Source organism: Pseudomonas sp. Irchel s3h14 (genome assembly GCF_900187425.1).
GTDB lineage: Bacteria > Pseudomonadota > Gammaproteobacteria > Pseudomonadales > Pseudomonadaceae > Aquipseudomonas.
The window spans coordinates 230,464-248,005 of the sequence record NZ_FYDJ01000001.1 but is presented as its reverse complement, the minus strand read 5'-3'; the positions used below and the strand labels follow the sequence as shown (position 1 = coordinate 248,005).

Here is a 17,542-nt window from a genome sequence, read left to right as displayed (position 1 = left end):
CCACCTCAGGCGAACTCGCAGGTCACGCTGGCGTTGCCGTCGAGTGTCGCGTGAACGCGCTTGAGGCTTTCGCCCGTGGCCATCGCATCGAGTAAGCGGTCGGCCACCAGCGGCAGCACGTGCAGGTCGAGCAAGTGGTCGATCAGGCGTGCGCCACTGTCGCTTTGGGTGCAGCGTTCGGCCAAGTGGTCGACGAGGTCCTGGGAGTACGTGAAATCCAGCTGACGACGGTTCAGGCGCTCGCCCAGACGGCCGAGTTTGATTTCGATCAGCTCGCGCAACACCGGGCCACCGACCGGGTAGTAAGGCACGACGCGCATGCGCGCCAGCAGCGCCGGTTTGAAGTGTTTGCTCAGCACCGGGCGGATGGTTTCTTCAAGGACTTCGGCCGACGGCCGCGCGCCGTTTTCACAGAGCTCGGCGATGCGATCGCTGCCCAGGTTCGAGGTCATCAGGATCAGCGTGTTGCGGAAGTCGATCTCGCGCCCTTCGCCGTCGTTGGCCACGCCTTTGTCGAAGATTTGGTAGAACAGGTTCAGCACGTCCGGATCAGCCTTTTCGACTTCGTCGAGCAGGACGACGGAGTACGGCTTCTGCCGCACGGCTTCGGTGAGCATGCCGCCCTCGCCGTAACCGACGTAGCCCGGCGGTGCTCCGATCAGGCGCGAAACGGTGTGTTTTTCCTGGAACTCGGACATGTTGATGGTGGTGATGAAACGATCACCGCCGTACAGCAAGTCCGCCAGGGCCAGCGCGGTTTCGGTCTTGCCGACGCCGCTCGGGCCGACCAGCAGGAACACGCCGACCGGCGCATCAGGTTTGTTCAGGCCGGCAGCGGTGGCGCGCATCGAGCGGTCCAGTGCGTGAACGGCTTGTTCCTGACCACGGATGCGGGTGCGCAAGTCGGTGGCGAAGCTCGCGACCTTGGCGTTGTGCTCGCGGGCCAGTTGCGCCAATGGCACGCCGGTCCAGGCGCTGATCACTTCGGCCACCAGACGCGGGCAGACTTCGAAGCTCACCAGACGCTCTTTGATCTGAAGCTCGGTCAGCGCTTTGTGAGTTTCGTTGAGTGCGCTTTCCAGCGTTTCGACGCTTTGCGCTTCGTCCACCGGCAGCGTTTCGATCACGGTGCCTTCGGTATCTTCTTCAACCGTGACAGTAGGCTCGACGGCGACGGCTTCGCGGGCCTTGGCCAATTGCTGACGCAGGTCCAGCAGGCGCTCGGCCAGTTCTTTCTGCTCGGTCCACAGCGCTTCGAGGGCGACCCTTTCATCTTCGGCTTCGGCCAGACGACCTTCCAAAGCGTCCAGCACTTCGTGATCGATCAGCAGACCGGCCTCGGCATCACGGCGCAGCGCCTGACGCTGACGGCCACCTTCAGCCAGTTCGCCACGCAAGCGTTCGAGGCTTTCCGGGGCAGCGGCGAGGCTGATGCGTACGCGGGCGCACGCGGTGTCGAGGACGTCGACGGCTTTGTCCGGCAGCTGACGACCCGCCAGGTAACGGGCAGACAACTCGGCCGCCGCAACCACCGCGTCATCGCGCAGGTAGATGCCGTGGCTCTTCTCGTAAACCTGAGCCAGGCCACGCAGGATGGTCACCGTTTCGCTGACGGTCGGTTCGTGCAGCTGCACCGGTTGGAAACGACGGGCCAGGGCCGGGTCTTTTTCGAAGTACTTCTTGTACTCCGCCCAAGTGGTGGCGGCGATGGTGCGCAACTCGCCACGGGCCAGGGCTGGCTTGAGCAGGTTGGCCGCGTCGGAACCGCCGGCGTTGCCGCCCGCGCCGATCAGTGTGTGAGCTTCGTCGATGAACAGGATGATCGGTTTCGGCGAGGCTTTGACTTCGTCAATCACGCCTTTGAGGCGGCGTTCAAACTCACCTTTGACGCTGGCGCCGGCCTGCAACAGGCCCATGTCCAGCGACAGCAACTCAACGCCTTTCAAGACTTGCGGCACTTCACCGGCGGCGATGCGCGAGGCCAGGCCTTCGACGATGGCGGTTTTGCCGACGCCGGCTTCACCGACCACGATCGGGTTGTTCTTGCGGCGACGGGCGAGGATGTCGACCATCTGCCGGATCGCACCATCGCGGCACAGCACCGGGTCGAGTTTGCCGTCGCGGGCTTGTTGGGTCAGGTTGTGGGTGAAGCGCTGCAACAGCGATTCGCCGGGCACCGCGGGTTTGCCCGTGGCCGGTTGTTCTTTCTGCGACAGGGCGAATTCTTTCAGGCGCTCGATGTTCAGTTTGGCCAGCAATGATTGGTAGCGGCTGCCGGCGTAGCGCATCGGGTTGCGCAACAGTGCGAGGATCAACGCGGCTTGCTCGACCTGGCTCTGGCCCAGTTCAAGGTTGGCCACCAGCAACGCGTCTTGCAGCCACTGCACCAGTTCCGGGGCGAACACCGGGTTGCGCGAAGCGCTGTGCTCGACCCGCGATTGCAACGCGGCGCTGAGCTCACCGGCATCGACTTCGGCGTCTTGCAGCGCGCGTGCGAGCAAGCCTTGCGGGCGCTCCAGCAAGCCCAGCAGCAAGTCTTCGACGAGGATCTTGCTGCCGCCACGGGCGACACAGCGTTCGGCCGAACTTTCCAGGTCACGACGGGTTTCGGCGTCCAGCGCCTGGATAAGTTGTTGCAGGTCTACGTTGATCATTGGTCATCTGTCCTTAATGAATTTTGCTGCCCAGGGTCACCACGCCGTCCGCTTTTTCGCGGCCGAGCCAACTGGTCCATCCCAGGCGACAGGCGTTTTGCTCACCGATGCGCAGTTCGCGGATTTCTTCCTGGCGCAACACCAGGCGAATGTCGTAATCGAGCGGGTCACGCAGGGTGAACCGCACCAGCGCACAGAGCGGCTGGTAGCCAAAACCGATCGGCAGGAATTCGTGGAAGCGTTGCCAGTCGAGTTCGCGGATGTGGATGCGGAACTTACCGCTGCGGTCGCGCACGTGTTCACCCAGCACCAGGTCTTCACCGAGCAGGCTGTTGGCGCGGCCCAAGCGATTGCGCTGCTCGTCGAGGATTTCGACGCGACGCTCGATGCACTGCTCGATGGTCAGTTCGGCGTGTTTGAAGTAGTAACGCAGCACCGCTTCGATCAGCGCCGCCGAGTGCGCCCGCAAGCTGAGCAAGCCGAGGTACGGCAGCAGGCGTTTCCAGTTCAGTTCCTTGGCCCGGCGGATCTCTTCGCCACCGAGGCCGATCAATGCAAACAGCTGCGACGAAAACGGGTCGAGGGCGCCGCTCTGGAAGCTTGCGCGGTAGCGGTATTTTTTCCAGATCGGCAGCATCAGCCGTTGCAGGCGATGGTGAAACAGGTCGAGAAAGTTGCGGGTCGGGTTGCCGTCTTCGCTATCGCCCAGGGCCTGTTCGCCGTAGAACGCCGGCAGCGGCGAACCGGAACCGACCAGGCCGATCAGGTTGAAACGCAGACGCGCGCGCATCTGCCCGTGCTCTTCGAAAAACTCCACGCGATCGACGTCACTGCCGGGAAAACCCAGGCTCGGATTGGCCTGGAATTCCAGCTGGTCATACAGATCGTCTTCGCTCAGGTACGGGTGCGCCTCGCGCAGCCGGTCAACCACCAGCAGCACGGCCTGAAACAGCGAGTACTCGCGTATTACCCGGGTCAGCCCGCTTAAAGCAGGGGTTGCAGACCCATACGTGGTGTCCATTGGTACACCTCTCCCTGTGTGCTTTTTACTCGCAGCTCGTGGTACGAGTTGAGACTGGCGTAAAGCGCGAAAAACTCGTTAAGAACCGAAGCGAAAACGAACAGGTCGCCCTCGCCGATATACCCTTCCGGGTCGATGGTCAGCTCGGTGCGCAACCCGCGTACCGGCAACCCTCGGTGCAAGCGGTCGACGTGTTGGTGCTTGATCGACTTGAGCCCGCCCAGCAGGCGCTTGCTGACTTTTTCAGCGTGTTGGTCGTAGTAGCGCGGCAGGTCGTAGGTTTCGAGAATCACCTTCAACGCATTGACGTCGGCCAGCGACAGATAGTTAAGCGACATGTTGCTGATCAGCTTCCAGAGGAAGTCACGGTTCAGCGGCGGCGCATAACTGGGCGTGGCCGGGGTGATGTTGCGGAAACTGAGGAACTCCGGCGTCTCTTCGCAGGCCATGCAGATGTCGCCGAGCTTGAGCTTGCGCGGCAGGTTCTGGTTGGTGCACATCAGCTCGATCGACAGGGTTTCGTGGGCTTCGGTGTGACGGATGCCGAAGCTCAGGTACGTGTCGAGGCCGTCGTGCAACGAGGACGAACGCTGGCGAATGCTGTAGTGCGGACGGCTGTTGGGCACGTCGAAACTCGGGTCATGCTCGAACGATTCGAACGGCACGTACTCCTGATAACCAAGGCCGCCGGGCTTCCAGCCGGTGACGGTTTCCACCGAAAACACACCGCAGTTCTCCAGGTCGTACTCGGCCGGCAGCAGCAGGTATTCGTCCTGTTTTCCATCGAGGCGGATCGGCAGTGCATCGTGCTTGAACAGGTTGACGATCGGCGTGCAATAGAGCTTCACGTTGTCCAGCGTCGGGCGCAGGCGCTGGATACCGCTCTTGCGAATATCGAAGCGCAATTCGAGGCCGCGCATCTGCTTCAGCGTGTCTTCCGGCAGCGCCTTGAGAATGTCCAGACCGTTGACGTCGACGAACAGGAATTTGTCCTGGAAGGCGAAATATTCCTGCAAGTAGCGGTAGCCACGGAAGGTGTTCAGCGGATACGGGATCAACGCCTCTTCTTCTGCGAAACCCACCGGCTGCACGCGGTCGCCGGGCATCTTGAAGGCCATTGGCGTGCCGTTGACGCCGTTGATGGGCTTGCCGGCGCCATCCAGCGGGATCAGCTCGATGCCTTCCAGGTTGCGCAACAGGCTCAGGTAAAGCATCTGGCTGATGTAGCGCTCACCGGCGAAGTGCAGACGCAGACGGCTCAGTTCCAGTTCACCAAGGTGACCGTCAGCGCTCATCTCCAGGCGCAGGCTCAACAGCGAACCGTCGCCTTTCACCGAGTAATTCAGCGCGGCCAGATCCAGCGGCAAGACTTCGGTCGGGTAGCAAGTGCGGAAGCGGCAACGCACGTCATCGATCGGCACGCTTTCCACCGGCGTATCACGCTCGACCATCAACGCCGGGCCCGAACGCTTCAACGGGTCGAACTGCAAAATGCTGAACGCCGGCAGCGGCCGCATGTAGTTGGGCCACAGCAGGTGCATCAGCGAATGGCTGAGTTCGGGTAACTCGTCGTCGAGCTTCTGACGCAGGCGGCCGGTCAGAAACGCAAAGCCTTCCAGCAACCGCTCCACGTCCGGATCCCGCCCGGCCTGGCCGAGGAAAGGCGCCAACGCCGGGCTACGCTCGGCGAATCGACGACCTAACTGGCGAAGTGCGGTGAGTTCGCTTTGGTAGTAGTGGTTAAAGGACATTTCTAGTTGCCTGATTTTGGGTTCGTGTGAATTCGCTAAGTTCGTGACTGCCGACTGCTACTGCTGATCCCTGACTACAGCTCTTGGCGGAAAAATCTTTTGACAACTTGATAAATAACTATTGTGACGATCGAACAGAAATACCCCGCAACCAACAAATAAGGTATATATGCCAACCATTCAACCATTAGCCTGAGACCCGCCAAGTGGCCACTGACTAAATAAATCACGCCGTACAAAAACCACGGCGCGGCATAGAAGGGTATAAAAATAACCGGAGCCCAACATGCGAGCCGGACGACTTCACGCTCGGTTTTTCGATCAATGACTCGCGATGCCAAAAATGCAAATATGAAATAAGCACCCACGCCAAAAGCCAATATGAACATATGAAAAAACTGCTTCCACCCTCCGAAGGGTGTTACAGGAGGCAATAGAGTGTCCGCAATAAATAACAGCGGCAACAAAATGGCGGGCATCCATACTGCCCACTTGAAATAGCTGGAATAGGTCATTTTACAGCGGGCTCGTTTTGGGCATCTCATGATGCTAGGGAGAGCCCACTTTTTCGTCCCTTGTTTTCTCTTTATTGGCTCGCACAGAGCCCCCCGCGTCAGATAAACCATCAGTTATCCATGATTTCATAAGGGGTGTTACTAATTAAGAAACTTGCCCAGTGAGCCTTCCAATTTGGAACAGACAACGTAAAAGTCCGGCGATCCTTGTCAAAATCAATCCATGTAACTCCGACAATGTCTTTATCTTCAAATGACTGCATATCCAGAGACGTCTCCGACGTCAGCGGCGTTCGATAAACTTGACTGGAGTTTTTCTTGTCAACAAACCGCAGATACACCATGCCTGACGCCCCCAACAGCCAACTGGCCCGAACCGCCTCGACTTGATAATCGCCTGAAGGACTGGCAAACGACACATAAGGAGCACGGGTCAACTCGTTATTGACTACAAACAGGCCGGCGCACACCACAACTATCAGAGTGGCAAACGCTTTAATCGATCTTCTGGAATTATTCATTTGACCAGAATCTCGATCGGCGCAGCAGAAACGCTTTCATATAGGACGTCAGAATAAACACGGAAATCCCCGCCTTTCTGATTTTCTTGCCGATATTTTTGAAAGTCGCTGTTCTGCACTAACATATAGTGCTTTCTTCCCAACTCATCATAAGCCGCTTGCTTTTCAGGGCTCATTCCGCCACGAGAGTTGAATTTCAGTCTGTTTTGTTCAAGGGTGTTGCTCGCATTCTTATTAGCCCCTTCGACAATGTCCGCCTCAATCCCGTCGAAATTCCAATAGCCCAACCCCTGGCTATACAGAGAGAGGGCATCATTGAAGTCATAGGAATCTTCAATATAAAAACCTATCCGATTCGGAAGAAAAACTACGCTCTTTTCAGTAACGACTATTTCGCCTTCCGCGAACACATGGATATTAAAATTGGCGAGGGCGGCGCGCAGTTCATTGACTTCGTCTTCACCAGACTGCTCAAACTCGATCGTTTCACTGTTCGCGTAACCAAACCTCTCTACGGCACTTGCCACACCATTGAAAGCAAATGGATAAACACCTGGCGTTCTACCGCCATAGACTGGTTTCATTTTACTTTTAATAAGATTAATCGCCGCCGGATTGTTCCATTTGGTGCGCAGACGATCGACGGACTCTTTTGCTCTGTCGAATTGAAGAGCCCAACTCATTTTCACAATACTTTCATTAATATATTCATCAGGGGCAAATTTGTGATGCCCCTTAACTTCTTCTTCCATGCCTCCGTCTTTTGTTGTGGACCAAGGCTTGCCATCAAACCACTTAAGCATCAACTCGGCCGCCACCGGCCATTCGATTTTCTTCATGGCGTCCGGAATATCGGTAATTTTAAATTGACGCACAGCGACAGTTTGTCCGGTTTGATTGCTTGCCGGCGTCATGGTTGACTTGATGGTTGTCGCTGCCATTTAAAAATCCGTCCCAGAAACATTAAGAACACCGTCGTCGACGGCACTTCCTTGTAATTTTCTTTAAGCGAGCACCACTTTGGACTGTGGTTGTATGACTAGCTCGAACTCTTCTGCCGCCGATGAAAAGATTTTTTGCGTTTTACCATCACTGCCTGTGACACCAGTGATGATCTTTCCCGAGGCAGTTTTAAGCGTGTACTCAACCCCAGCCAACGGCTTCCCGGTGTCTTGGCAATTGATCACAAAATGCTCATTAAACGGCCACTGAATCTCCACCGGCAACGGCGCCACAAACGGCACCGCCGAATGAGAATTCCCGATAATCACCGTCCCGGACCCGGCCGTAACCTTGTTGCCATGAGTCCCGACGGAATCCACCGTCGCAGCCGGTTTCCCGTTAATCAAAACCGTCGTCGCCAACCCGCCCGACATCGCACCACCACACGCCGAGGCATCGCCTTGGCGGGCGGCCGCGAGGCCGTCGAAGAACACGTCGCCGGAACCGGCGGCGATCGGATTGGTGCCATGACCGGGGAGCGGGCAAGCGGTGGGGTCGGTGACGCGTGCTGCGGGTTTGCCGGACATCGGAGTCTCCTTAGTTGACCTTGACCTGACCGCTGCCATCCAGGCGCGCGGCGAAACTGACCTGGCGCTTGAAACCATCAACTTCCAGCAGGCCTTCGATGCTGAAGGACAGGCGAAGCTGATCGTGGTCACGCGGCAGGGAAATGACACGCACATTGCTCAGGCGTGGCTCGTAGGCTTCGATGAAATTTTCGATGGCCAGACGGGCCTGACTCAGGGAGTCGTGCAGGCTCAGACGCATGTCATTGAGATCGGGTAGCCCGTAATCGGACAGCGTTTGCACGCTGCCCGCACGGGTGCTGAGCATCTTGGCCAGATGGGCAGCCACGGACGCCATGGCGGAGACCTCGCGGCTCCAGCCGACGCGTTTGTCCGCGTCGCCACCCAGGCGTTCGAAAAGGCTGCCGTATCCAGTCATGAGTTAGCTCCGCTTACTCTTTGTCCAGCTTGCCAACCAGCGACAGGGTGAAATCGGCACCCATGTACTTGAAGTGCGGGCGCACGTTCAGGCTGACGCGGTACCAGCCAGGCTCGCCTTCAACATCGCTGACGATGATCTGGGCAGCGCGCAGTGGACGACGGCCACGGACTTCGGCACTTGGGTTTTCCTGGTCGGCCACGTACTGGCGGATCCACTTGTTGAGTTCCAGCTCGAGGTCGGTACGTTCTTTCCACGAACCGAGTTGCTCGCGCTGCAGCACTTTCAAGTAGTGAGCCAGGCGGTTGACGATCATCATGTACGGCAGTTGGGTGCCGAGCTTGTAGTTCAGCTCTGCTGCCTTGCCTTCTGCGCTGATGCCGAAGAACTTCGGCTTCTGCACCGAGCTTGCGGAGAAGAACGCCGCGTTGTCGGAGCCTTTGCGCATGGTCAGGGAGATGAAGCCTTCCTCGGCCAGTTCGTATTCACGACGGTCAGAAACCAATACTTCGGTAGGAATCTTGGTTTCGATTTCGCCCATGCTTTCGAAGTGGTGCAACGGCAGGTCTTCAACCGCGCCACCGCTCTGCGGGCCGATGATGTTCGGGCACCAGCGGAATTTGGCGAAGCTGTCGGTCAGCTTGGTGCCGAACGCGTAGGCGGTGTTGCCCCACAGGTAGTGCTCGTGGCTGTTGGCGACGGTTTCTTTGTACACGAACGATTTGACCGGGTTTTCTTCCGGGTCGTACGGGTTACGCAGCAGGAAACGCGGCACGGTCAGGCCAACGTAACGGGAGTCTTCCGACTGGCGGAAGCTCTGCCATTTGGCGAATTGCGGGCCTTCGAAGTGATCTTTCAGATCCTTCAGGTCCGGCAGACCGGTGAAGCTTTCCAGACCGAAGAATTTCGGGCCGGCCGCGGCGATGAACGGCGCGTGCGACATGCAGGCAACGCTGGACACGTACTGCATCAGTTTCACGTCCGGCGAACTTGGGGACATGAAGTAGTTGGCGATGATCGCGCCAACCGGCTGACCACCGAACTGACCGTACTCAGCGGTGTAGATGTGCTTGTACAGGCCAGCCTGCATCACTTCCGGCGAATCTTCGAAATCGTCCAGCAGGTCTTCTTTGGAGACGTTGAGGATTTCGATCTTGATGTTTTCGCGGAAGTTGGTGCGGTCGACCAGCAACTGCAGACCACGCCACGACGATTCCAGAGACTGGAAGGCCGGGTGGTGCAGGATTTCGTCCATCTGGCGGCTGAGCTTGGCATCGATCTCGGCGATCATGCGGTCAACCATGGCCTTCTTGACTGGCTCACCGTTGTTCTGCGGCTTGAGCAGCTCTTCGATGAAGGCCGACACACCGCGCTTGGCGATGTCGTAGGCTTCGTCGTCCGGCGTCAGGCGGGTTTCGGCGATGATGCTGTCGAGAATGCTGTATTCGCCGTTCTCTTTGCTCTTTTGCTGTGCTGCGCTAGTGCTCATTGTGTTGGCTTCCTTGGCTGATGGAGACTCAGGCGTCCTGGGCTGCGGCGTTCAAGCCCAGCTCACCCAGTACGCGACCGCGGGATTCGTCGTCGGCGAGCACGCCTTCGATGGCTTTGCGGAACGCAGGCGCGTTACCCAGCGGACCTTTGAGGGCCACCAGCGCGTCGCGCAGTTCCATCAGTTTTTTCAGCTCAGGCACTTGCTCGACCAGGCTGGCCGGGTTGAAGTCCTTCATCGAGTTGACGCGCAGTTTCACGGCCAGTTCTTCAGTGTCGCCTTCTTCCTGAAGACGGTTCGGTACGCTCAACGTCAGCTGCAGCTCTTGCTTGGCCAGCACTTCGTCGAAGGTCATCTTGTCGATGCTGATCGGCTTGCGATCTTCGACTTTACGTTCGTCCTTGCGGTGGGTGTAGTCACCGATTGCCAGTAGTTTCAACGGCAGTTCAATCTCTTCCTGAGCACCACCGGTGGCAGGTTTGAAAGTGACGTTGATGCGTTCCTTGGGGGCTACCGAGCCTTCTTTGGCCATGGCTATTCTCCTTGCGGTTGTGGCCCTGGGGCCTATTCGAGTACCACTTCGAGATCGAGGTGGCACAGCCTGCGATAAATCTCTTCCTTGCGTTCACGTACGGCATGGTTCTGCGGTAACAACTCGCAGCAGCTATGCAATAAATGCAGCACTTCCAGCGCAAGATCGGGCTCCCAGGCGTTCAGGCCTGAGTCCTGTAATGTTTGGTCCAGGGTTTCGAGTTGGGTCTTGGCCAGTTCGTATTTCTTGGCCATGAAGCACAGCCGCGCGAGGGCGAACTGCCAGAAGAATCGGACCCGTCCGCCGTGGGCGCTCTGCAAGCCTTGCTTGAGGATCTGCACGGCGGCCTTGAGGCCGTCCTTGCGCAGGATCGGCAAGACTTCTTCCAGGGCCAGTTCCCAGGCCGGCTGGCTGTCGGCGACTTCGACCTTGCGCGGCGCACTGGCGCTTTGCAGGTGCGGCATGACGTGGGCGCTGACCCAGGCGCGGGTCGCCGGATCGGCAAACGGGGCGCCGTCATGGAAACGCAATTCGATGATGCCGGGCAGGCGCTGAATCAAAAGCGCGAAGTGGATTTCCACTTCGCGCATAGCCATCTCGGCGTTGAGCCCCTGGAGGCACTCCCAGACCATTCGCTGGCCATCGAACCAGAACGGCGCCTTCGCCAGGCTCGCCTCCAGTTCCACCAGCAGGTCAGCGTATTTGGCCTGGTCGTAACGGTCCTGATAGGCCTTGAGCTTGTCGGCTGGCAAACCACGCAGAACGGTGATCTGCTCGGCGTTGCGCTCGGGCACCGCGTCGATGGGCAACCACAACAGTGTGCGATTGAGGCGCAAGGCGCGCAGGTCGGTGGCTTTCTGCTTGAGCCACCAGGCACACAACGGTCGCGCGCTTTCCTGCTGGGCACGCAGGGCCTTGTGGGCTTCTTTCTCGTTATCGATCGGTGCGCCGGGGGTGAACAACTGCGTGGCAGCCTGTTTGACCTGGGCCACCGCGGCGCCCACCACACCCGGTTCGGGCTGGTTGTCGGCGGCGCGCTGAACCATGTTTTTCAAGCGGCGGGAGATCGGCAGCAGCAACGGCGCATCATCGCCCAAGTGCTCGGTGCAAGCGGCATCGAGACCCTCAAGGTGTTCGACCAGCCGCCGGAACATCGGCAACTGCTCTTTGATCGCGACGTTTTCGGTCAGCACCTGCTCAAGACGCGGTACCAGCCAACTGATGGCAGCGGAGCGGGTGCGGGCCTTGTTCGGGTGGACTTCGGCCCAGTGGCTTTCGCACAGGTAGTGCAGCAAACCGAGGCCGGCCAGCAGCCCTTGAAAGGATTCGCGCTGGTACAGCGCCCAGGTCAGCCAGGCGCCAACCCGCAAGTCCTTGGACTGGGTGCGCAGCAGGTTTTCACTGTTTTCGCGGATTTTCAGCCAGTCGATCTGACCGCTTTCGTGCATGGACGAGGCTTTGCCCAGCTCGCTTTCCAGCACCTCATATTCGCTCGAAAAGCGAACGTCCTCGCCCGCGAAATTCTCTTTGGAAACAGAGGCTTTTGCGAGTTCGAGGTAATGAGCGGAAAGTTTGCTTGAGTAGGACATCCATGGCCTTTAATTAGGATTACAGTCATACGTCTATTGGAGTTCCAACGACGCGAGACAGAATCAAAGAGCTGCGATGAGTCTCATCCAATTGAGTTCGTGCTCTTTCAAGTGCGCGCATCGTACTCACGATGATGGCCACTAGCAAGCATCTGATTAAACAACGAGACGAAGCGTCTCTATTGCACGCAGGAGAATTCCTTATATATCGCAAGGGATTCCCTGATATCAGTTTAATGTTTCCTCACCCGGCGTATCGATCGGAAACCACCGACTTAGAGCCATCACTGTCAATCACCCGCGGTCGCTGCCGATTGAATCGCTGCCACGCGTCTGAATCATGACAACAATAAAAAATATTAAATGTAGGAGGCTTCCGAAAGGCGCTGTCATATTTCAACAAATTGGAGCGACAACAGTCTGTATGAAAAGTGCCATCACGGTGATGGCACCCCATTCACAAAACAAAGTTCCACATTGGAACTTTCGGTATCGCGGAAATTTCATATCGGGATTTAAGGAGTGCCAACATTTACGATGGTTAAACACCACTCGAAAGCGCTTGTTTAAAACGCCTCAAGGTAACGTCCTGCAAGCTACAACACCTTGCGCCGTTGCCTACGGCTACGCCAGAATCCGCCGGCTTGTGCGCCTTGGGGTCGGTCGGTAATTTGGTTCCTGTCACTGCCCATCAGTGATCGGGTTTAGTCGCTCGCTGGTAATTGAAGTTGCACAAGCTTCTGTCAGACAGGTATTTCCTACCTGCATTTGATGGTGGCTGTGCGTAGGGCACCTTCGGGTGCGCCGGCTTCTTCAATTCCCCGGTCCGACTAACCTGCGTACAGCTGCCACCCCTTCGTTTAGTCGGCGAAGTGTTGTCAGCATCATTCAAGGAATTGAAGATCATGTTCAAGGTCACACCCAACCCACCCGACACCGATCCGGTCTCTCCCTACGAAAGCCCCGATTCAAACAAACTCAGCGAAGCCGCCGAGCGCGCCCTCGACCATCACTTCCCGCCAGCCGACCCCAAACCACCAAAACGCAACGGCCAGCTCTTCAGCGTCTGCCCGGGCATCAACCCTGAAACCCTTCTCGCCAATGCCTCGGAAGATTTGCTGTCCATCAGCGCCATCGCCGCCAACCTCGCCGACGATGTGGACGGTTCCCGCCGCTCCGTAGCCCTGGCGCTCAGCCGCATGGCTGACGGCGTGCATTTGTTGGTGGAGCGAACACTGGATCATCTGGATGAACCCGAGATGGCGGCGATTTTCGCCAAGCAACAAACCCGCGTCACCTAAACCGCCACCCATAAAAAAATGGGCACCCAACCAAGTTGGCGTGCCCATTTTTTATCCCGCTCACCCGCTACGCGGGAAGTCGGTGCGTGTTACGGATTAACGCTGTCTTTCAACGATTTGCCTGGCTTGAACGCAACAGTGTTGCTGGCCTTGATTTTGACGGGCTCACCGGTTTGCGGGTTTTTGCCGGTGCGGGCACCGCGGTGGCGTTGCAGGAAGGTACCGAAGCCCACCAGCGTAACGCTGTCCTTGCGGTGCAGAGCGCCGGTGATTTCTTCGAGAACGGCGTTGAGAACGCGGTTGGCCTGCTCTTTGGTGAGGTCTGCTTTTTCAGCAATTGCAGCGGCGAGTTCTGGTTTACGCATTAGTGAAGCCCCTTTGACGGTTTTTTGTTGTTATGTCCGTGCTGTTCTCGTTGGAACAGCGCCCAAAGCGCCGCAGATGCTCTACTCTGCGGCAGACGGGAGTGAGGATGGCACGCAGCGAAGAGCCGCGCCAGTCTCGGCGCGACCTTTGTAAGGGCAAAAGAGGGGTGATTCCGACAGAACGTCCGGTATTTACGCCAGCAGTGCCGGAAGCTCTTTGTTCAGGGCCAGTTTTTCCATCACGGCCGCGCCTGTCAGGGCATAACCCAGCAGTTTGCCGCTGGCATCGCGGCACAATACTTTGATGTCCGCGCCCTGCCCTTCGACCGTCCAGACGCCCTCCAAACCCCGTGGTGGCGGTGAAACCACCAATGGGCAGACCGGCGTTTTAACGGTGATGGGCATCGGGCCATAACTCACCGCCGTCGGGTTTCCGGCGAGGGTCTGGGCCAGCGCTCTCGCACAGCTCATGAGGGGCATCACGTACAACAGATTCAGCCCATCGACTTCGGCGCAGTCGCCCAAGGCATAGATATTGGCGTGGGAGGTTTTCAGGTGGCGATCGACCACTACGCCGCGATTGACCTGCACACCGGCCGCAGCCGCCAGGTCGATGCGCGGACGCAGACCAATGGCCGACACCACCACATCGCAAGGAATCACCTGGCCATCGGACAGATGCGCTTCCAGTCCGTCAGCAACGCGCTGCAAGCGATTGAGCACCGGCCCGAGGTGGAAGCGTGCGCCCAGGCTTTCCAGCCCGGCCTGGACTGCAGCGGCTGCCGCCGGGTGCAACAGGGTCGGCATGATCTGCTCGCACGGTGCAACCAGTTGCACCTCGTAGCCACCAAGGATCAGGTCGTTGGCGAACTCGCAACCAATCAGGCCGGCACCGAGCAACAACACCCGACGCTTGCCGGCCGCCGCTGCGCGAAAGCGCGCGTAGTCTTCCAGGTCGTTGATCGGGAAGACTGCGTCAGCCGCATCGCCTTCGATCGGCACTCGCACGGTTTCCGCGCCCCAGGCGAGGATCAGGTCACGGTAAAACACCGCCTCCTCACCGATCCACAAGCGCTTGTGGCCAGGGTCGATGCCGCTGATGCGCGTGTGTGTACGCACTTCGGCCTTCAACTGCTCGGCCATGGTGCCGGGTTCGGCCATGCTCAGGCCGTCGGCGTCTTTGTTTTTGCCGAAGCCGGTGGAGAGCATCGGCTTGGAGTAGGAGCGTCCGTCATCTGCAGTAATCAGCAGCAGCGGGGTTTCGCCATCGAGTTTGCGAAACTCCCGGGCCAGGTTGTAGCCAGCCAGCCCGGTGCCGACGATCACGACAGGTGCGTTCATTCCTTACTCCTCTATATGTCTTAGTTGATTTCGATCATTTCGAAATCCATCTTGCCGACGCCGCAGTCCGGGCACAGCCAGTCTTCCGGCACGTCCTGCCACTGCGTGCCCGGCGCAATGCCGTCATCCGGCCAGCCGTCGGCCTCGTTGTAGATCAGGCCGCAGACCACACATTGCCACTTTTTCATTCACGTACATCCTCAAGATTCAGGCTTTTGCCGGCGCGAACGGTCGATGGTTGGAGCGCTGCCGTCCGGCTCAGCGCGTTTTGTACTGATCGGGCCCGGCAGATGCAAGCCTGTTCGACGCAATGGCCGGCCGGATCAATCAAAATCGCAGGCTGACATGGTAAGCTCGCCGCCTCATTTGCTGCCAATAATGACTCACTGTGCCGCACTCAAAATCCTCTGCCGCGACCCCGCTTTGGCTCCCTCGAAGCCAACTGACGCCCCTCCCCGACACGTCTACCCTCGACTGGCTGTTCGATGAAAGCTCTTTGACCCGACGGCTGATCCGTTTGTCGAATGACGGTTTCAGCGTCACGCCACTCTTCGAAGGCTGGCAACCGCTTCGCGCCGACGAATGTGCCGCGCTGGACCTGGCCGAAGGCAGCGAAGGCTGGGTTCGCGAGGTGTATCTGCGCGGCCACGGCGAAGCCTGGGTATTTGCGCGCAGCGTGGCAGCGCGCAGCGCGTTGCAGGGCGACGGATTGCACATGGACGAATTGGGCAGCCGCTCCCTGGGCGAATTGCTGTTTTGCGATCAGGCGTTTCAACGGCGCGTCATTGAGGTTTGTCACTATCCTCAGGAGTGGCTGCCGATGGAGTCCCGGGCACCTGAACTGTGGGGCCGCCGTTCGCGTTTCGACCGCGGCGCCTTGAGCGTGCTGGTGGCCGAAATTTTCTTGCCGACCTTGTGGAACGCTACCCGCGCCCATCCGGAGAACTGCTGATGTATCAGAGCCTGCTCAAGTCCCTGAATCGCTTGAATCCACGGGCCTGGGATTTCATTCAGCTGACCCGCATGGACAAACCGATCGGCATTTATCTGCTGCTGTGGCCGACGCTGTGGGCACTGTGGATCGCCGGTAAAGGGTCGCCCTCCCTGGCCAATATCGTCATTTTCGTCCTGGGCGTGGTGCTGACCCGCGCCGGCGGCTGCGTGATCAATGATTGGGCAGACCGCAAGGTCGATGGCTACGTGAAACGCACCGAACAGCGGCCATTGGTGAGCGGCAAGATCAGTTCCAAAGAAGCGCTGGTGTTCTTCGCACTGCTGATGGGCGTGAGTTTCCTGCTGGTGTTGTGCACCAATGCGGCAACGGTCTGGCTGTCGTTCGGTGGTTTGGCACTGGCCCTCACTTACCCGTTCATGAAGCGCTACACCTATTACCCGCAAGTGGTGTTGGGCGCGGCGTTCTCTTGGGGCATGCCGATGGCGTTCACCGCCGAGACCGGTGAACTCCCGGCGGCGGCGTGGTTGCTGTGGATCGCCAATCTGATGTGGACCGTCGGCTACGACACTTATTACGCGATGACCGACCGCGACGACGATTTGAAGATCGGCGTGAAATCCACGGCGATTCTGTTTGGTGATGCGGATCGGATGATCATCCTGATCCTGCAAGGGTTGGCGTTGGGTTGCCTGCTGCTGGCCGGGTCGAAATTCGAGTTGGGCGGCTGGTTCCACCTGGGATTGCTGGCGGCGGCGGGCTGTTTTGCGTGGGAGTTCTGGTACACCCGCGGCAAAGACCGGATGCGTTGCTTCAAGGCGTTTCTGCACAACCATTGGGCCGGGTTGGCGATTTTTGTCGGGATCGTGCTGGATTACGGACTGCGTTGATGGACACGCTTTTATGTAGCAGCTGCCGCAGGCTGCGTTCGGCTGCGCAGCAGTCGTAAAGTCTGTTTATGCGGTGTATCAGATGAACCGCGTGCGCAGGATTTACGACTGCTTCGCAGCCGGACGCAGGCTTCGCCAGCTGCTACAGGTTTACATCTTCGGCCCTTGGAGGATGTGCCACTTGTCCATTTTCTTGTCGCCGGTCATGTCTCCTGGCTTCTTGTCTTGAACGAAGTAGTACAGCGGCTTGCCATCGAACGCCCACTGCATCGTGCCATCGTCACGCTCGATGACGGTCCACTTTTTGCCATCGCCCTTGTCGGCCGCAGTGGCTTTCAGCGGCGGCCAGTTTTCTGCGCACTTGCCGGTGCACGCCGACTTGCCGCCAGTGTCGTTGTCAAAGGTGTACAACGTCATGCCCTTGTGGTCGACCAACATGCCGTCTTTAACCATGCCCGGATCTTCGGCGAAGGCCATTGTCGGCAGCGTTAGCGCGGCAGTGACCAGCAGCGCCTTCCAGGATTGAGCGATGTGCTTCATGGAAACCTTCCTTTTGTGGTTGTCAGGATTCGGACTTAGAGCTTAGTTCAGGATCATGACAATCGCCGGGCGACTAAAATACTGTCACACGACTGCAATAATTCCGTTATCTAATGCGGCGCAAGACAGTTAAA

At 58.3% G+C, this 17,542-nt stretch carries 18 protein-coding genes; 3 read left to right on the top strand and 15 right to left on the bottom strand.

Annotated features, from left to right (window positions below; translation table 11 throughout):
• Nucleotides 1-5: 5 nt before the first annotated feature.
• The 11 genes from tssH to tssA form a co-directional block, all read right to left on the bottom strand.
• Complete coding sequence (gene tssH, locus CKW16_RS01190) at nucleotides 6-2,654, bottom strand: type VI secretion system ATPase TssH (protein WP_095126892.1); 2,649 nt, start codon at nucleotides 2,652-2,654, stop codon at nucleotides 6-8.
• Nucleotides 2,655-2,667: 13 nt separating this feature from the next.
• Nucleotides 2,668-3,675, bottom strand: coding sequence for a type VI secretion system baseplate subunit TssG (gene tssG / locus CKW16_RS01185; protein ID WP_095126891.1), 1,008 nt, complete (start codon nucleotides 3,673-3,675; stop codon nucleotides 2,668-2,670).
• Entirely contained in the window at nucleotides 3,639-5,426 is a 1,788-nt protein-coding gene (gene tssF, locus CKW16_RS01180; protein WP_095126890.1) for a type VI secretion system baseplate subunit TssF, read from the bottom strand. The genes tssG and tssF overlap by 37 nt, the downstream gene beginning before the upstream one ends.
• 74 nt (nucleotides 5,427-5,500) lie before the next feature.
• Nucleotides 5,501-5,941 carry a hypothetical protein gene (locus CKW16_RS01175; RefSeq protein ID WP_141232697.1) on the bottom strand — a complete coding sequence of 147 codons (441 nt, stop codon included), beginning with the start codon at nucleotides 5,939-5,941 and terminating at the stop codon, nucleotides 5,501-5,503.
• A gap of 110 nt (nucleotides 5,942-6,051) precedes the next feature.
• Nucleotides 6,052-6,462 carry a hypothetical protein gene (locus CKW16_RS01170; protein ID WP_095126888.1) on the bottom strand — a complete coding sequence of 137 codons (411 nt, stop codon included), beginning with the start codon at nucleotides 6,460-6,462 and terminating at the stop codon, nucleotides 6,052-6,054.
• Nucleotides 6,459-7,403, bottom strand: a complete 945-nt coding sequence (locus CKW16_RS01165; RefSeq protein WP_095126887.1) for a DUF6402 family protein — start codon at nucleotides 7,401-7,403, stop codon at nucleotides 6,459-6,461. The genes CKW16_RS01170 and CKW16_RS01165 overlap by 4 nt, the downstream gene beginning before the upstream one ends.
• A gap of 63 nt (nucleotides 7,404-7,466) precedes the next feature.
• Complete coding sequence (locus tag CKW16_RS01160; protein ID WP_095126886.1) at nucleotides 7,467-7,991, bottom strand: PAAR domain-containing protein; 525 nt, start codon at nucleotides 7,989-7,991, stop codon at nucleotides 7,467-7,469.
• A 10-nt stretch (nucleotides 7,992-8,001) separates the two neighbouring features.
• On the bottom strand, nucleotides 8,002-8,409 hold the full coding sequence (gene tssE, locus CKW16_RS01155; protein WP_008150080.1) for a type VI secretion system baseplate subunit TssE: 408 nt from the start codon (nucleotides 8,407-8,409) through the stop codon (nucleotides 8,002-8,004).
• Nucleotides 8,410-8,422: 13 nt separating this feature from the next.
• Nucleotides 8,423-9,898, bottom strand: a complete 1,476-nt coding sequence (tssC, locus tag CKW16_RS01150; protein WP_095126885.1) for a type VI secretion system contractile sheath large subunit — start codon at nucleotides 9,896-9,898, stop codon at nucleotides 8,423-8,425.
• A 28-nt stretch (nucleotides 9,899-9,926) separates the two neighbouring features.
• Nucleotides 9,927-10,430, bottom strand: coding sequence for a type VI secretion system contractile sheath small subunit (gene tssB, locus CKW16_RS01145; protein ID WP_046045012.1), 504 nt, complete (start codon nucleotides 10,428-10,430; stop codon nucleotides 9,927-9,929).
• 32 nt (nucleotides 10,431-10,462) lie between these two features.
• Complete coding sequence (gene tssA / locus CKW16_RS01140) at nucleotides 10,463-12,019, bottom strand: type VI secretion system protein TssA (protein ID WP_095126884.1); 1,557 nt, start codon at nucleotides 12,017-12,019, stop codon at nucleotides 10,463-10,465.
• A 905-nt stretch (nucleotides 12,020-12,924) separates the two neighbouring features.
• On the opposite strand from tssA, the gene CKW16_RS01135 reads away from it, so the two are divergent.
• Complete coding sequence (locus tag CKW16_RS01135) at nucleotides 12,925-13,320, top strand: DUF6124 family protein (RefSeq protein ID WP_095126883.1); 396 nt, start codon at nucleotides 12,925-12,927, stop codon at nucleotides 13,318-13,320.
• A gap of 89 nt (nucleotides 13,321-13,409) precedes the next feature.
• On the opposite strand, the gene CKW16_RS01130 is transcribed toward CKW16_RS01135, so the two are convergent.
• From CKW16_RS01130 to CKW16_RS01120, 3 genes are all read right to left on the bottom strand, one after another.
• Nucleotides 13,410-13,685, bottom strand: a complete 276-nt coding sequence (locus CKW16_RS01130; RefSeq protein ID WP_003213368.1) for an HU family DNA-binding protein — start codon at nucleotides 13,683-13,685, stop codon at nucleotides 13,410-13,412.
• 192 nt (nucleotides 13,686-13,877) lie between these two features.
• On the bottom strand, nucleotides 13,878-15,026 hold the full coding sequence (locus tag CKW16_RS01125; RefSeq protein ID WP_095126882.1) for an NAD(P)/FAD-dependent oxidoreductase: 1,149 nt from the start codon (nucleotides 15,024-15,026) through the stop codon (nucleotides 13,878-13,880).
• 20 nt (nucleotides 15,027-15,046) lie between these two features.
• The gene (locus CKW16_RS01120) at nucleotides 15,047-15,214 is read right to left on the bottom strand and encodes a rubredoxin (protein ID WP_074872076.1); all 168 of its coding nucleotides are present in this window, start codon (nucleotides 15,212-15,214) and stop codon (nucleotides 15,047-15,049) included.
• Nucleotides 15,215-15,414: 200 nt separating this feature from the next.
• On the opposite strand from CKW16_RS01120, the gene CKW16_RS01115 reads away from it, so the two are divergent.
• Both CKW16_RS01115 and ubiA read left to right on the top strand, forming a co-directional pair.
• On the top strand, nucleotides 15,415-15,978 hold the full coding sequence (locus CKW16_RS01115) for a chorismate lyase (RefSeq protein WP_095126881.1): 564 nt from the start codon (nucleotides 15,415-15,417) through the stop codon (nucleotides 15,976-15,978).
• Nucleotides 15,978-16,868: a 4-hydroxybenzoate octaprenyltransferase gene (ubiA, locus tag CKW16_RS01110; protein WP_095126880.1), complete on the top strand. Its 891-nt coding sequence runs from the start codon at nucleotides 15,978-15,980 to the stop codon at nucleotides 16,866-16,868. Before CKW16_RS01115 ends, ubiA begins: the two co-directional genes overlap by 1 nt.
• Before the next feature lie 150 nt (nucleotides 16,869-17,018).
• Here ubiA and CKW16_RS01105 read toward each other — a convergent pair whose 3' ends face one another.
• Entirely contained in the window at nucleotides 17,019-17,408 is a 390-nt protein-coding gene (locus CKW16_RS01105) for a hypothetical protein (RefSeq protein WP_095126879.1), read from the bottom strand.
• Between the last annotated feature and the right edge of the window lie 134 nt (nucleotides 17,409-17,542).

What these genes read in the sequence shown, in the direction of transcription:
- tssH (WP_095126892.1), bottom strand. Translation starts at nt 2,654, where the DNA reads ATGATCAACGTAGACCTGCAACAACTTATCCAGGCGCTGGACGCCGAA.
- tssG (WP_095126891.1), bottom strand. Translation starts at nt 3,675, where the DNA reads ATGGACACCACGTATGGGTCTGCAACCCCTGCTTTAAGCGGGCTGACC.
- tssF (WP_095126890.1), bottom strand. Translation starts at nt 5,426, where the DNA reads ATGTCCTTTAACCACTACTACCAAAGCGAACTCACCGCACTTCGCCAG.
- CKW16_RS01175 (WP_141232697.1), bottom strand. Translation starts at nt 5,941, where the DNA reads ATGACCTATTCCAGCTATTTCAAGTGGGCAGTATGGATGCCCGCCATT.
- CKW16_RS01170 (WP_095126888.1), bottom strand. Translation starts at nt 6,462, where the DNA reads ATGAATAATTCCAGAAGATCGATTAAAGCGTTTGCCACTCTGATAGTT.
- CKW16_RS01165 (WP_095126887.1), bottom strand. Translation starts at nt 7,403, where the DNA reads ATGGCAGCGACAACCATCAAGTCAACCATGACGCCGGCAAGCAATCAA.
- CKW16_RS01160 (WP_095126886.1), bottom strand. Translation starts at nt 7,991, where the DNA reads ATGTCCGGCAAACCCGCAGCACGCGTCACCGACCCCACCGCTTGCCCG.
- tssE (WP_008150080.1), bottom strand. Translation starts at nt 8,409, where the DNA reads ATGACTGGATACGGCAGCCTTTTCGAACGCCTGGGTGGCGACGCGGAC.
- tssC (WP_095126885.1), bottom strand. Translation starts at nt 9,898, where the DNA reads ATGAGCACTAGCGCAGCACAGCAAAAGAGCAAAGAGAACGGCGAATAC.
- tssB (WP_046045012.1), bottom strand. Translation starts at nt 10,430, where the DNA reads ATGGCCAAAGAAGGCTCGGTAGCCCCCAAGGAACGCATCAACGTCACT.
- tssA (WP_095126884.1), bottom strand. Translation starts at nt 12,019, where the DNA reads ATGTCCTACTCAAGCAAACTTTCCGCTCATTACCTCGAACTCGCAAAA.
- CKW16_RS01135 (WP_095126883.1), top strand. Translation starts at nt 12,925, where the DNA reads ATGTTCAAGGTCACACCCAACCCACCCGACACCGATCCGGTCTCTCCC.
- CKW16_RS01130 (WP_003213368.1), bottom strand. Translation starts at nt 13,685, where the DNA reads ATGCGTAAACCAGAACTCGCCGCTGCAATTGCTGAAAAAGCAGACCTC.
- CKW16_RS01125 (WP_095126882.1), bottom strand. Translation starts at nt 15,026, where the DNA reads ATGAACGCACCTGTCGTGATCGTCGGCACCGGGCTGGCTGGCTACAAC.
- CKW16_RS01120 (WP_074872076.1), bottom strand. Translation starts at nt 15,214, where the DNA reads ATGAAAAAGTGGCAATGTGTGGTCTGCGGCCTGATCTACAACGAGGCC.
- ubiA (WP_095126880.1), top strand. Translation starts at nt 15,978, where the DNA reads ATGTATCAGAGCCTGCTCAAGTCCCTGAATCGCTTGAATCCACGGGCC.
- CKW16_RS01105 (WP_095126879.1), bottom strand. Translation starts at nt 17,408, where the DNA reads ATGAAGCACATCGCTCAATCCTGGAAGGCGCTGCTGGTCACTGCCGCG.